The 13229-nt window shown below is 57.5% G+C and carries 12 protein-coding genes; 8 read left to right on the forward strand and 4 right to left on the reverse strand.

Features of this window, described 5'->3' with window-relative positions; translation table 11 throughout:
- The first annotated feature begins 83 nt into the window (after positions 1-83).
- Positions 84-992 carry a transcriptional regulator FeaR gene (feaR, locus tag HCK03_RS15150; RefSeq protein ID WP_041145257.1) on the forward strand — a complete coding sequence of 303 codons (909 nt, stop codon included), beginning with the start codon at positions 84-86 and terminating at the stop codon, positions 990-992.
- Here feaR and HCK03_RS15155 read toward each other — a convergent pair whose 3' ends face one another.
- From HCK03_RS15155 to HCK03_RS15165, 3 genes are read right to left on the reverse strand one after another with little or no spacing between them, the layout of a single operon-like run.
- Positions 993-1316 (reverse strand): YdbL family probable chaperone protein, encoded by a 324-nt coding sequence (locus HCK03_RS15155; protein ID WP_041147600.1) that lies wholly within the window; start codon positions 1314-1316, stop codon positions 993-995.
- Positions 1317-1323: 7 nt separating this feature from the next.
- Positions 1324-1494, reverse strand: a complete 171-nt coding sequence (locus tag HCK03_RS15160; protein WP_370461201.1) for a YnbE family lipoprotein — start codon at positions 1492-1494, stop codon at positions 1324-1326.
- Positions 1495-1508: 14 nt separating this feature from the next.
- Complete coding sequence (locus tag HCK03_RS15165) at positions 1509-4169, reverse strand: YdbH family protein (RefSeq protein WP_167691840.1); 2661 nt, start codon at positions 4167-4169, stop codon at positions 1509-1511.
- A gap of 214 nt (positions 4170-4383) precedes the next feature.
- On the opposite strand from HCK03_RS15165, the gene HCK03_RS15170 reads away from it, so the two are divergent.
- From HCK03_RS15170 to hslJ, 3 genes are all read left to right on the forward strand, one after another.
- Positions 4384-4884, forward strand: coding sequence for a DedA family protein (locus HCK03_RS15170; RefSeq protein WP_167691841.1), 501 nt, complete (start codon positions 4384-4386; stop codon positions 4882-4884).
- Between the two features lie 147 nt (positions 4885-5031).
- Positions 5032-6021, forward strand: coding sequence for a 2-hydroxyacid dehydrogenase (locus HCK03_RS15175; RefSeq protein ID WP_041145255.1), 990 nt, complete (start codon positions 5032-5034; stop codon positions 6019-6021).
- A gap of 122 nt (positions 6022-6143) precedes the next feature.
- Positions 6144-6566, forward strand: coding sequence for a heat shock protein HslJ (gene hslJ / locus HCK03_RS15180; protein WP_041145254.1), 423 nt, complete (start codon positions 6144-6146; stop codon positions 6564-6566).
- Between the two features lie 86 nt (positions 6567-6652).
- On the opposite strand, the gene HCK03_RS15185 is transcribed toward hslJ, so the two are convergent.
- On the reverse strand, positions 6653-6919 hold the full coding sequence (locus HCK03_RS15185; protein ID WP_041145253.1) for a putative hemolysin: 267 nt from the start codon (positions 6917-6919) through the stop codon (positions 6653-6655).
- A gap of 301 nt (positions 6920-7220) precedes the next feature.
- Here HCK03_RS15185 and HCK03_RS15190 point away from each other — a divergent pair, with 301 nt between their 5' ends.
- From HCK03_RS15190 to HCK03_RS15205, 4 genes are all read left to right on the forward strand, one after another.
- Positions 7221-8219, forward strand: a complete 999-nt coding sequence (locus HCK03_RS15190; RefSeq protein ID WP_041145252.1) for a LacI family DNA-binding transcriptional regulator — start codon at positions 7221-7223, stop codon at positions 8217-8219.
- Positions 8220-8264: 45 nt separating this feature from the next.
- The gene (locus HCK03_RS15195; RefSeq protein WP_167691842.1) at positions 8265-9950 is read left to right on the forward strand and encodes a glycoside hydrolase family 13 protein; all 1686 of its coding nucleotides are present in this window, start codon (positions 8265-8267) and stop codon (positions 9948-9950) included.
- Positions 9937-11334 carry a PTS transporter subunit EIIC gene (locus HCK03_RS15200; protein WP_076945435.1) on the forward strand — a complete coding sequence of 466 codons (1398 nt, stop codon included), beginning with the start codon at positions 9937-9939 and terminating at the stop codon, positions 11332-11334. Before HCK03_RS15195 ends, HCK03_RS15200 begins: the two co-directional genes overlap by 14 nt.
- 124 nt (positions 11335-11458) lie before the next feature.
- Positions 11459-13018 (forward strand): carbohydrate porin, encoded by a 1560-nt coding sequence (locus tag HCK03_RS15205; protein ID WP_167691843.1) that lies wholly within the window; start codon positions 11459-11461, stop codon positions 13016-13018.
- Positions 13019-13229 lie beyond the last annotated feature (211 nt).

Consider the following 13229-nt stretch of genomic DNA (forward strand, 5'->3'; position numbering starts at 1 on the left):
TTTCATATACTCCGCGCTTCGCTCTTGTTTGGCGCAGCGTAAATGCAACAATGCGAAAACATTATTATTACAAGAGACGAGCTATGGCGGCGGCAGATAACGGACAGGACTACCAGCGCTGGTTGGCGAAAATCAATCAGGTCTGCGGAAACTTTGCCGCACGTCCGCTGGACAGCGATTTTCACGGGGAGATTGACGCCAGCTATGCCGGCAATCTCAAGGTCAGCACCGTCACCGCGCGCGGCGTCAACCTGTACCGCACCCGCAACGAAATCAGGCGCGATAACGATGCCTGGTTTTATACCGTATTCCAGCTCTCCGGCCAGGCGGCCATTGAGCAGGACGATCGTCAGGTAGTGCTGGAAGCCGGCGATATCACGCTGATCGATGCCTCCCGCCCCTGCTCTATCTTCTGGCAGCAAACCTCGCGCCAGGCGTCGCTGCTGCTGCCCCGCCAGCTGCTGGAGCAGCAGCTGCGCGGGAGCGAAATCAGCATCGCCACCCGCCTGGGCAAGTCCCTGCCGATGGTGCAGCTGAGCCAACGCCTGCTGCACGAAAGCATGAGCAGCCCGGCGCTTTCGCAGAGCGAGAGCGAGGCCGCGCTGGAGGCCATCGTCTGCCTGCTACGCCCGATGCTGCACCATCACGACGCCCAGCCGTCGCGTCGTGAGAAGCAGTTTCAGAAAATTATGGCTTTGATTGATGAGTCGATTCAGGCGGAACATCTGCGCCCGGAGTGGCTGGCCGGTGAAACGGGGATGTCGGTGCGCAGCCTCTACCGGCTGTTCGCCGATAAGGGGCTGGTGGTGGCCCAGTATATTAAGAACCGCCGTCTGGATCTGTGCGCGCGGGCGCTGAGCAACGCCCACGATGATGAAAAGCTGGCGGGGATCGGCTACAGCTGGGGCTTTAGCGACCACAGCCACTTCTCGACCGCCTTTAAGCAGCGCTTCGGCGTTTCACCGGGAGAGTACCGCAAGCGCTGCCGTTGATTACTTACGCAGCCATTTGCCGTTCAGGCCCTGGACGTATTCACCCGGCTGCGCCCGCGTCACCAGCTTCTGACCGGCCATTTTCGCCACCTCATCAACCGGCAGATTGTTATCATCCGCCAGCCGCTGATAGCCTTCGCTGCGCGCGGCGTTGATCTGCTTCACCAGATCCAGCGTTTCCCGGTCCTGGCGCAGCGGGGCAAGATAGCCGCTCTGCGTTTCGCCAACTCGTCCCTGCTCCCGCGCTTCGCTGAGCGTCAGGGCCATCGCCGAGGTGCTAAAGAGTGCCAGCGCCAGGCCGGCCGTTAATAGTCGTTTTCTCATCGCCACCTCAGAACAGGTCGCTACGCGACTTGAGCAAATCCTCGACGTCCTTATCCACTTTGATATGAATCTCATGTTCAATTTTGACATTCATATTGATGGTGATCGGCTCCTTCGATGCCGCAATCTCAATCCTCGGCGTACAGCCCGTCAGCAGTATCGTCGTTGCCAGCAGCATCGTTAGCAGTTTTATCATCGTTGTTCCTTAGAGCCTGTCCCAACAGGCGTACAGTGTTGCTTATCCTTACAGCGCTGAGCGGGAAGCACCGCATTCTGTTCAAGCCATGCCTGCAGGTTGTCGCCAAAGCGCAGGCTGCGCCACAGGTCAAAAATGTTCTCTTGATGAGAGTAGTTGAGATGCACCGTATTACTTCTCTCCCCGACGCGGCTGGTGCCGCTAATCGTCGCCTGCAGCGTCAGGACGCCGAGATTATCGAGATTAATGCGCGTCCACGAGCGGGCGATCTCCATATAGCGCAGCCAGTTGATCGCCGCGCCCGCTGAAATATTGTCCTTCACCATCGCATCGGCCATATCCGGGTCAAGGCGCAGGGTCATCGGACCGGGGTTACTCAACCAGCCGTCCTTGACTATCCATTTTTCGTTATCCAGCCACAGCGGCAGCGCGCCGTTAAACGCGCCGGACATGGCGAACTGTTTGATATTCACCGCGCTCACCAGCTCGCTGCTGGAGATGTGCCGCAGGCGCAGCAGCGCCGGGTCGTGCTGCGGCATGCGCAGCTGCTGCATGGTCAGCTGGCCGCCGAGAATATCGACGCTGACGTTGCTGAGCTGCAGCGGACTGCTTTCGCTCCAGGGATACGAGCCCTGCAGGTCGGCGGTGAGATTCCGCGCCGTCACCTGGTTAACTATCTCGCCGATACGCAGCGAAACCGGCCGCCGGGTGCCGAGCTGCCAGGTCCCCTGGCTAAAGCGAAACGGCAGCACAAAATCGACGCCGTTGATCTGATTATCCGGCATCCAGGCGCTCCCGCCTTTCAGCACCCCGTGCCCGCCGGCCTCAAAGCCCTGCTCGGCGGCGGCGGAGAAGGCGACCTGGGCGTACAGCGACCCTTCGCGCAGGTTCATTCTCCACTCCGGCGGCAGCAGCGGCTGGAAGACGGTCAACGACTGCTTCGGCCACCACGCCTGGCCGCGCAGGCGCTCGCCGTCCCAGCGGCCGGTCAGCCGCACGGGGCCGATTTTATTGGCGTGCAGCGACCCGTTAAACTGGAACCAGGTCGGGTCGCGCCCGTCGAGGCTAAACTTCAGCGTGGAGGGCGGCAGTTCGCTGCCGCTGCTAAAGCTGGTTTTGCCGGCATCCAGCGACAGCGCGCCGGTCAGCTTCGGATGCTGTTCGTCGCGCAGCCAGCGAATCGGCTGTTCCAGCGTCAGCCGCGGGGTGCTGACCAGCATGGTGCCGTACTGCAGCTTATCGAAGCCGGTCGACAGGCTGTTCAGGACGATAGCGCTGTCCACCCACTCTCCCGCGCCCTTCACGTCCCAACGCGCCTGCATCGGCGTGAAGTGCCCCTCTCCCCAGTAGCGCCACTGCCAGCGCCCGCGGTCGGGCATAAAGTTGTCGGCCTTGCCGTCAAGATGCAGGACGAAGTCGCCCATCTCCTGCTCGTGGGCGCGCAGAATCGCCTGCAGCCGGCCGTCGACGCCCTGCTGGGTGACCTTGACCCCCGCCAGCGGCAGGCGTATTTCATCGATATTGAGAGAGTCAATCACCCGCCCGCGCGAGCGCAGCAGCGCGCCGGGATGGAAACTCAGCTCCGGGGTGGTCAGCGGACCGCTCAACCTGGCCGGCAGCGCGGCGTAGACGATAAGATCCCCGAGCTTCGCCTCGCCGGTGAGCCGCAGCGGCATATCGCTGCTATCCATACTCAGCTTACCGGGCCCGACGTTCAGAACCGCGTTGCCTTTTCCGGCCTCCCCCTGGGTCAGCACGTTCAGGCGCCCGCTGACCTGCATATTCTCGGTTCCCTGCTGCCAGTCGTCCACCGACAGCGCCACGCGGCCGCTCAGCGGATAGCCGGCATATTCGGTGCTCCAGCGACCGTCGCTGATCGCAATGCGTTCGGGGGTAATTTCCCACGGCAGGTCGAGCATCGGCCGCACCTCACCCCGCGGCGTCACCAGCAGCTGCCCGCGGTTTTTCTGCCACTCCAGCTCGGCGTCAACCAGCCCCGGCTCCTGTGGAAATTCGAAGGTGCTCAGCAGATGGCCGTCAACCGGGAAACCGTCAGGCACCAGCGGCATATTGAACTCACCGACCAGCCTGACCGGCGCCTGGCCTTCAACCAGCCGCGCGGAGAAGTCGCTGACGGTCAGCGCCTGGCCGCGCAGGCGAGCCTGCACGGTGACCTCCGGCCCGCTGTAGCCGATATCCTGCTGCGTCGGCGTGAGCGACATCACCAGCCGCCCCTGCCATCTTTCCCACGGCGACAGGCGCAGATTCTCGATGGTCAGCCAGCTATAGGGCAGCATCGACTGCCACTCCGCCAGGGTGCGCGGCGCGCCGGGGGCGGGTTCACTCTCCGGGAGTTTGCTCAGGCAGACGCTGTTGATATCCAGCTCATCGAGATGCAGGCGCCAGCGGCTGGGGTGGGAAAGCTGGGCGTTGGTGACCCTTGCCAGCTCGCAGTCGCCAACCATATAGCGTAAATCGGGGATACGCAGCGCGGTGCGCGTCAGGCGCGGGCTGTCGTTTAGCGAGATCCGCGTCCCCGCCGGCAGCCAGATCCCGGCGAGCGTCGGCACCCAGTGGGTTAGCGTCGACAGCAGCGCCAGCGGGAGCAAAAGGAGTGCTAACACCAGCGCGATAGCGGCTTTATATTTACCCTTCATGGGCGCTTAATATCCTGAATCAACAAAAGTATATGCCGAATGTAGCGCGTATTGTGGCACGTTCGACCAGTGAGTTAAAGTTTGCGTCCTGCCTAAGAATAGCCGCTGCGCCGCCATCGTTGCGGCGATTTTTGACCCACCGCTGATTTAGCCTTCATTTAGCCAACCCCTGTCACACTGGCTAATCATCATCAGAGCAGGCCGGAGGGGAAGCGTGGCGTTTATCTACTCGCTGATTGAGTCGGCGCAGGACCACTATGCGCTGCTGTTGCTGCTGGTGTTCCTGCTGACGTTCAGTAAATCCTGCGCGATCGTCTCGCTGCTGGTGCCCGGCACCTCAGGTCTGCTGCTGCTCGGTACCTTCGCCTCCGCCAGCTTCGGGCATTTCTTGCTAATGTGGCTCAGCGCCGGGCTTGGGGCAATCGGCGGATTCTGGCTCTCCTGGCGGGTGGGAAGGCGCTATCAACACCATCTTCACCGCCTGCGCTGGCTTAGCGCCGAGCGCCTCGCCCGCAGCCGGCTGTTTTTACGCCGCCACGGGGCCTGGGCGGTATTTTTCAGCCGCTTTCTCTCTCCGCTGCGCGCCACCCTTCCGCTCGCTAGCGGGGCCAGCGGCGCCTCTTTCTGGCGCTTTCAGCTCGCCAACGTCAGCTCCGGTCTGCTGTGGCCGCTGATCCTGCTGGCGCCAGGCGCCTTTAGCTTCAGCCTGTGGTAAAAACGCATTATGTTTTAAAGCGATACCTCCACGCAGAGATATACTCTAGAATTATGATTATAACCTGTTATTTAAACTAATTTTTAAAAATTGTACGATTATTTTAAATATGCTACCGTGACGGTATAATCACTGGAGAAAAGTCTTATGAAAATCGCTGTTTATAGTACAAAGCAGTACGATAAAAAGTACCTTCAGCATGTTAATGATACATATGGCTTTGAACTCGAGTTCTTCGATTTCCTGTTAACCGAAAAAACCGCCAAAACGGCCAACGGCTGCGAGGCGGTGTGCATTTTCGTTAACGACGACGGCAGCCGCCCGGTGCTGGAAGAGCTGAAGTCGCACGGCGTGAAGTACATCGCCCTGCGCTGCGCCGGCTTTAATAACGTCGATCTGGACGCGGCCAAAGAGCTGGGTCTGCGGGTGGTGCGCGTGCCGGCCTATTCGCCGGAAGCCGTCGCCGAGCACGCCGTCGGCATGATGATGTCGCTGAACCGACGCATTCACCGCGCCTATCAGCGCACCCGCGATGCCAACTTCTCCCTTGAAGGCCTAACCGGCTTTACCATGCACGGTAAAACCGCGGGCGTTATCGGCACCGGGAAAATCGGCGTGGCAACCCTGCGGATCCTCAAAGGCTTCGGCATGCGCCTGCTGGCGTTCGATCCTTACCCAAGCGCCGCCGCGCTGGATCTCGGCGTCGAGTACGTTGACCTGCCGACGCTGTACGCGCAGTCGGACGTTATCTCATTGCACTGTCCGCTGACCGATGAGAACTATCATCTGCTGAACCATGCGGCGTTCGATCAGATGAAGGATGGCGTGATGGTGATCAACACCAGCCGCGGCGCCCTGATTGATTCACAGGCGGCAATCGACGCCCTGAAGCACCAGAAAATCGGCGCGCTGGGGATGGACGTCTATGAGAACGAGCGCGATCTGTTCTTCGAAGATAAATCCAACGACGTGATTCAGGATGACGTGTTCCGCCGCCTGTCGGCCTGCCATAACGTGCTGTTCACCGGGCATCAGGCGTTCCTCACCGCCGAGGCGTTAATCAGTATTTCGCAAACCACCCTCGATAACCTGCGCCAGGTTGACGCCGGTGAAGCGTGCGCCAACGCGCTGGCCTGATATCCTTCCCCTTTTGTGCCCTCCCCCTGCGGGGGGCACATTCAGATAAGCCCCACAGAATTTGCCTGCAGTACAGTTACACTCCGCTTACCTAAAAGATGTGAAATATTTCTGGAGAAAAAATGAATAAGTTTGCTGCACTGCTGGCGGCAGGAATGCTGCTTTCCGGCTGCGTATATAACAGCAAGGTGTCCACCAGCGCGGAGCAGCTTCAGCACCATCGGTTTGTCCTGACCAGCGTCAACGGTCAGCCGCTCAAGGAGGGCGCGAAACCGCTGGAACTGAGCTTTGGCGAGAAGACGTTCGTCTCAGGCAATATGTGCAACCGCTTTAGCGGCGAAGGCAAGGTGTCGGACGGCGAGCTGAAGGTCAAAGAGCTGGCGATGACCCGGATGCTGTGCGCCGACCCGCAGCTTAACGAACTGGACGCCACGCTCGGCAAAATGCTGCGCGATGGGGCGCAGGTCGATTTAACCGAAAATCAGCTGACGCTGGCGACCGCCGATCGCACGCTGGTGTATAAGCTCGCCGATCTGGTTAACTGATTCCCCCGTCCGGCTGGCGCCCAACGGTGCCTCAACGCAGCGGGCACGAGGGTAGCTCACGGCGCCCGCAGAGGCAGGAGTGCTGCTTAGTAGTTACCGCAGCTGCCGCCGGCCAGAGCCTGCTCGCTGCAGCGCTTGCCGTTAGGCAGCGCGCACATCCCTATCGCCGAGCCGTCCAGCTGACGCGCCACCGACAGCGAGCCGCCGATCATCGCGCAGTTTGCCTGCCCGGTACTGCTCATCGCAGCGCGCATGCCCGGTGATACGTGGGCCGCCGTCGCCTGCTGAACGGGTTCACTACTGCAGGCCGACAGTAATAACGCGGCACACCCAACTAAAAACGCAGCTCGCATCGTCTCTCCCCTCGGAAACATCTTAAAATAAACAAACCCAAGAATAATAGGCAGCCCGGCGCCCGACGTCGAGAGGCGAAACCGCTATTTATGCGCTCCATTAACATTTTCTAGCAAATTTCCCGCCGAACAGCCGATTCCCGGCAAGATATCCCCTCACTCCCCCGCAGATGAATAACCGCAGCGGCTCTCGGCGGATAAAATTGTTGTGAGATCGATCATGTTTTAAAACATGCAGGTTGACTTAACGGGCAGCTGAAAATAGCTTACCGAACTATGATATCGTTTTCATAAAAATTCTATGGCCACCATAAAAGACGTAGCAGAAAAAGCCGGGCTTTCCGTCACCACGGTCTCCCGCTTCCTGAATAATCATCCCTATATCTCTGATGATAAAAAAGAGAAGATTCTGGCGGCGATGAAGGCGCTTGATTACGAGCCAAGCACCGTTGCCCAGCAGATGCGCGGCGTCAAAACGTACCGTATTGGGGTGCTTATCTCGCGCATTACCAACCCCTTCTTCGCAAGCCTGGTCGATGCCCTGGAAGTCACCGCGCGCAAAAATGGCTACTCGGTGCTGATTGTGCAAAACCACGACAGCGCCGGGGAGGAGAAGAACTGCCTCGACCTGCTGAAGAAAAAAATCATCGATGGCCTGATTTTGTGCGCGGTCGAGAGCAATAAGAACGTGCTGGAGAAGTACCAGCAATACGGACCGATCCTGCTGTGTAATACCAGCCTCGAGGCCACCAGCCTGCCGGTGGTCAAAGTTGACGATCGCCGGGCGACCTATAACGCCGTGACCTACTTGATCAGCAAAGGCTATAAAAATATCGCCTATTCTACCGGCGGCACCTTCGAGCAGAAAGGCCACGGCAGTCGCAGAAACCAGGGCTTTATCGACGCCATGCAGGCCGGAAAGCGGGATATCAATCCCGCGCTGATTTTCCGCCAGATGCATACCTATAAAGACGGGCAAGGCCTCGCCGCCAAAATGCTGCAGATGGCCGCCAGCGAGCGCCCCGACGCGATTTTTGCCGGCAGCGATGAGGTCGCCTGCGGCCTGATTGCCGGCCTCACCGCCGGCGGCGTTAACGTACCGGCAGATCTTGCGGTGGTGGGCTTCGATAATTTGCCGGTGGCGGAGATGATCAACGTCCCTCTCACCACCGTCAGCCAGCCGATTGAGCAGCTGGGCAGAATTTCCGTTGAACGCCTGCTCGCGCTCATTAGCGGCACCCGCTATCAGTATGACGAGCAGGATCTGCACTCTGAATTGATTATCAGAGCGTCCGCTTAATTTTTTTATTTCAATATGGTATCGATATCATATCAAGGAGAAGTGATGAACACACCCCAGCAGCGCGCATGGTGGAAGGAATCCGTCGTCTATCAGATTTACCCAAAGAGCTTTTATGACAGCAACAACGACGGGACCGGCGATATTCGCGGCATCATTGCGAAACTCCCCTATCTCAAGACCCTGGGGATTACCCTTATTTGGGTGTCACCGTTTTATCAGTCGCCGATGGCGGATAACGGCTATGACATCGCCGATTACTTCGCGGTGAATCCTGATTTTGGCGATATGCAGGACGTGGACGACCTGATAGCGCAGGCCGGAGAGATGGGGATAAAAGTGATGATTGATCTGGTGGTCAATCATACCAGCGACGAGCACCGCTGGTTCCGCCAGGCGCTGGCGAACCCGGACTCCCGCTACCGCGATTACTACATTTTTAAACCGGCGGTTAACGGTGCGGCCCCCAACAACTGGCGCTCTATTTTCGGCGGCAGCGTGTGGGAAAAAGTACCCGGCGAAGAGACTTACTATCTCCACGTGTTTCATAAAAAACAGCCCGACCTGAACTGGGAAAACCCGGCGCTGCGCGAAGAAATTTACGCAATGATTAACTGGTGGTTGGCAAAAGGGATCGCCGGGTTCCGCATCGACGCCATTACCTTTATCAAAAAGGATCAGGACTTCAGCCCGCTGCCGCCAGACGGTATCGACGGTCTGGCCTCCGTCAAAAGCAAGGCCCGCAACCGGCCGGGGATTGAGCTTTTCCTCAACGAACTGAAGCAAAAGACCTTTAAAAAATTTAACTGCGTGACCGTCGGTGAAGCCCCTGGCGTACCGCTGGAAGAGTATGAGCGCTTTATCGGACCGGAAGGTTATTTCGACATGATATTTGACTTCCACGCCGCCGATATTGACGTTGAAAATGGTTCAGAGTGGTTCAGGGAATGCGACTGGAGCGTCAAGGCGTTCAGGGAAACCCTGTTTGCCAGCCAGCTGGCCTTTACCCGTGCGGGATGGGGCACCACTTTTATTGAGAATCACGACCAGCCTCGCGCCCTGTCGAAACTGGTGCGCGACGCTGACTATCAGAACGAGATCGGCGCCACGGCCCTCGCAGCCATGTACTTTTTCATGCACGGCACGCCGTTTATCTATCAGGGGCAGGAGCTGGGAATGAAGAACTTCTGCCGCAGCGAGATCAGCGAATTTAACGATATCTCAAGCCTCGATAACTACTACCGTTCGCTGGCGGAAGGCTTTAGCGCCGAGGAGGCCATGGGCTTTGTTAACCGCCGCTCAAGAGATAATTCGCGCACGCCGTTCCCGTGGTACGACGGCGTCAACGCGGGCTTTAACAACGGCGCTACGCCGTGGCTGGCGCTGTCCACTGACGATACCTCGCTGAACGCGCAAAGCCAGCTGGCGCGAGCCGACTCGGTATTCTCTTTCTACAAAAAGATGATTGCCCTGAGAAATATCGACTTCCCTGAAACGCTGATTTACGGCACCTTCACTCCGCTGGAGGAGGCTGCAGAGAGCGTTATCGCCTATGCAAGAAGCTCGGCAACCGAGCGCCTTATTTCCATCACCAACCTCAGCGCCAAAGAGCAGCCGTTTACCCTGCCTGACGGGGAAATCGTGCTCAGTAATTACAGCAACGTGACTTCTACCCTCAAACCCTACCAGACCATTCTCATTAAGGGATGCGTTAAAAATGAACAAATATAAAAATATCGCGGTTGATATTGTTAATACGATTGGCAAGGACAACATTGCATCGGCCACCCATTGCGCGACGCGTTTGCGCTTACAGGTGAAGGATCGCGAAGCCATTGATGACGAAAAAATTCGTCAGATCGGCGAAGTGAAAGGCGTATTTTATAATTCAGGTCAGTATCAGATCATTCTCGGCACCGGTATCGTCAACAAAGTTTACCAGGCCTTTGTGGAAGAGTTCCAGGTGGCCGAAGTCAGCAAAGACGAGATGAGCCGGCAGAGCACGGGCAGGCTGCAGCGGGGCATCAGAAACCTCTCTGACGTGTTCGTGCCGATCGTCCCGGTGCTCGGCGCCACCGGCCTGTTTCTCGGTCTGAAGGGGGTTATTTTTAATGATACGGTGCTGGGCTGGTTTGGCAGCAACGTGCAGGATATCCCGGTTTATCTGCAGACGTTAACCACCGTCCTTTGCGATACCGCCTTTGCCTTCCTCGCGGCGTTTATCTGCTGGTCGGCATTTAAAAAGTTTGGCGGCACGCCGATTATCGGCTTTTTAATTGGCCTGATGCTGGTTTCACCGGCGCTGCCCAACGCCTACGATGTGGCATATGGCAACGCCGCACCAATATATATATTTAGCTTTATTCCGCTGGTCGGCTATCAGGGTTCGATCCTCACCGCGCTCATTACCGGTATTATCGGCGCGAAGCTCGAGATCTATTTCCGCAGAGTCATGCCGAACTCGATGGACCTTATTTTCACGCCCTTTATCGTCATCCTGATTGCGATCGCCATTGCCCTGCTGGTATTAGGCCCGCTGGTGCACGGATTCGAACATTATGCGGTGATGGCGATTGGGCAGTTCCTCGCCCTGCCGGCAGGAATTGGCGGCCTGCTGATCGGTTTTATTTATCCCATCGCCGTGATGACCGGGATGCACCATATGTTCATCATGATTGAAACGTCGCTGATTGCCGGCACCGGCTTTAATCCGCTGATTACGGTCTGCGCGATGTACGGTTTTGCCAACGCCGCCGTGTGTCTGGCTATTTCGCTGAAATCAAAGAACGTGGCCTTTAAGACCGCCGGCATCTCCGCCACTATAACGCAGCTGCTGGGGGTCTCAGAGCCGGCCCTGTTCGGGATTGTGATGCAGTCGGGGATCCGCGCCATTGTTGTGATGCTCACCAGCTCCGCGCTGGGCGGCATGGTGCTCTCGCTGATGGCGATCAAGGCTAACTCTTATGGCCTGGCGGTGCTGCTCTCTCCGCTGATGTACCTCTATGACCGCTACCAGTTTATTAGCTATATCACCGTCGGCATCGCGGTATTTATTTTTGCCTTTATTGCCACGACTCTTTTTGTTAATACCAATAAACCCGTGGCCAAAAAATGATAACCCGCAGCTAGCCGCCACCTGACGGCTTAATCACCGCAACATAATTTTTGCTGGCACACACTTCCGTGCTGCAGGCTTGCCTATGCCCGCAGCGCGGGAATTCTCTGCACAGGGATTAATAATGAAAGCCTATACCCTTACGCTTTGCGCGCTGGCGCTGCCGTTATCGGCGCACGCCGCCGATATTACGCTTAATGCCATCAACGCCCGTCTGGAAAAACTTGAAGCTGAATTAAAACAATCAAAAATAGATTTACGCTCCGCCGAACAAAAAATTGATAATGCGGAAAAGAGAGCCGCCGCCGCCGAGAATAACGCCAACCAGGCCCGGCAGCGCCTGCTGGCCGTTGAGCAAAAAACGGATCGCGATATTGCTTCAATAAAAAAACAGCCGCTTAACCAGGACCCGGCTGAAATTAAAATCGGCGGCTATGCCCGCACCGGGATCCTCACCGGAAAGCAAGGGGCCACCAGCACCGTCGGCCCTTCCCTGACGCCGGCCGGAAGTACCGGCGGCAGCGTCGGCCGTCTCGGCAATGAATCAGACACCTACGTCACCGCCGATATTAACTATCTGCGTCGCTATGATAATAACGCTAAGCTGCGTTATTACATGAAAATTGCCGAATGGGATAAAACCTATAATACCGACAGCGCCTTTAACGGCCAGATGAACCTGCGTCAGGCGTTTGCCGAAATGAGCGACCTTCCGGCCTTTTCCGGGGCGTTTAAGCACGCAACCCTGTGGGCAGGCAAGCGCGAGGATCGCGATAACTTCGATATTCACTGGCTCGACTCCGACATGATGAATTTAATCGGTACCGGCGCCGGTATTTATGACGTTAACCTGGCCGGCGACGTCAAAACCAATCTGGCGATTTACGGGCGTAACTTTAATGATATTGATGCCATGGAGAACGTTGAATATAACAACATGACCGGGGCCGCCAATACCTATATTCAGAACTATACCCTGTCGCTCAATAATAAATTAGGCCCGTGGCAGTGGATGGTCAACGGCCTCTACTCTAAGGATAACGATAAGCGTATTAATGACGGCCTGGCGACGGATAAAGCGGCGTCCAAAGGCTTCAACACCATGCTGGCGTATCATGGCGACACGTTCTATGGGCTCCGGCCCGGACTGTCCAAAACGGTGCTGCTGTATGGCCAGGCGCTGGGAGCGGAAGTGCGCGGCCCGGGGTCGGACGGCTATCTGATCGATAACGCCTGGACCGTTAAATTTGCCTCCTACGGCATCACCTCCCTGACCGACCGGCTTAGCCTGGCGCCGCTTATCGTCGCCCAGAGCAGCAATAGCCGCTACCTGGACGGCGACCGCTACGACTGGGTCACCCTCAACGGCAGGGTTATCCAGGAGCTCAATCAGAACTTTGCCCTGCAGTACGAGGCCAGCTACCAGTATATGGATATCGACCCGAAAGGCTTTAACGGCAACCGGCACGCCCGCGGGAGCTACTACAAGCTGACCTTTGCTCCGACCTTTAAAATGCACAACGTGACCGACTTTTTCGAGCGCCCGGAAATTCGCTTCTTCGCCACCTGGATGAACTGGGACAAAGCCCTGGATAGCTACTCCACCACCGACACCTTTGGCAGCGCGGGCTACCACAGCGGAGGCACGCTGATCTTCGGCGCCCAGCTCGAGACCTGGTTTTAAACGGCGTCCGCGCGCCGGGCGCGGGGCTTAGCCGCCAGCGCGCCCGGCGCGTTCAGACTAATGGCATAGTAATCAGCAAGATAGCAGCCACTGGTTCTCCTCGCCCGGCGCGCAGGCAGGGAGAACCTCATGGATCAATTTGTGCACTCGAAAGCCGCATAACTTCAAGGGCATACTGAAAGCCCCTATACTCACTCCATATAATTACAGG

It is taken from the genome of Klebsiella terrigena (assembly GCF_012029655.1).
Lineage (GTDB): Bacteria > Pseudomonadota > Gammaproteobacteria > Enterobacterales > Enterobacteriaceae > Klebsiella > Klebsiella terrigena.

Coding starts and splice junctions, on each gene's coding strand:
- feaR (WP_041145257.1), top strand. CDS start 84: ATGGCGGCGGCAGATAACGGACAGGACTACCAGCGCTGGTTGGCGAAA.
- HCK03_RS15155 (WP_041147600.1), bottom strand. CDS start 1,316: ATGAGAAAACGACTATTAACGGCCGGCCTGGCGCTGGCACTCTTTAGC.
- HCK03_RS15160 (WP_370461201.1), bottom strand. CDS start 1,494: ATGCTGCTGGCAACGACGATACTGCTGACGGGCTGTACGCCGAGGATT.
- HCK03_RS15165 (WP_167691840.1), bottom strand. CDS start 4,169: ATGAAGGGTAAATATAAAGCCGCTATCGCGCTGGTGTTAGCACTCCTT.
- HCK03_RS15175 (WP_041145255.1), top strand. CDS start 5,032: ATGAAAATCGCTGTTTATAGTACAAAGCAGTACGATAAAAAGTACCTT.
- hslJ (WP_041145254.1), top strand. CDS start 6,144: ATGAATAAGTTTGCTGCACTGCTGGCGGCAGGAATGCTGCTTTCCGGC.
- HCK03_RS15185 (WP_041145253.1), bottom strand. CDS start 6,919: ATGCGAGCTGCGTTTTTAGTTGGGTGTGCCGCGTTATTACTGTCGGCC.
- HCK03_RS15190 (WP_041145252.1), top strand. CDS start 7,221: ATGGCCACCATAAAAGACGTAGCAGAAAAAGCCGGGCTTTCCGTCACC.
- HCK03_RS15195 (WP_167691842.1), top strand. CDS start 8,265: ATGAACACACCCCAGCAGCGCGCATGGTGGAAGGAATCCGTCGTCTAT.
- HCK03_RS15200 (WP_076945435.1), top strand. CDS start 9,937: ATGAACAAATATAAAAATATCGCGGTTGATATTGTTAATACGATTGGC.
- HCK03_RS15205 (WP_167691843.1), top strand. CDS start 11,459: ATGAAAGCCTATACCCTTACGCTTTGCGCGCTGGCGCTGCCGTTATCG.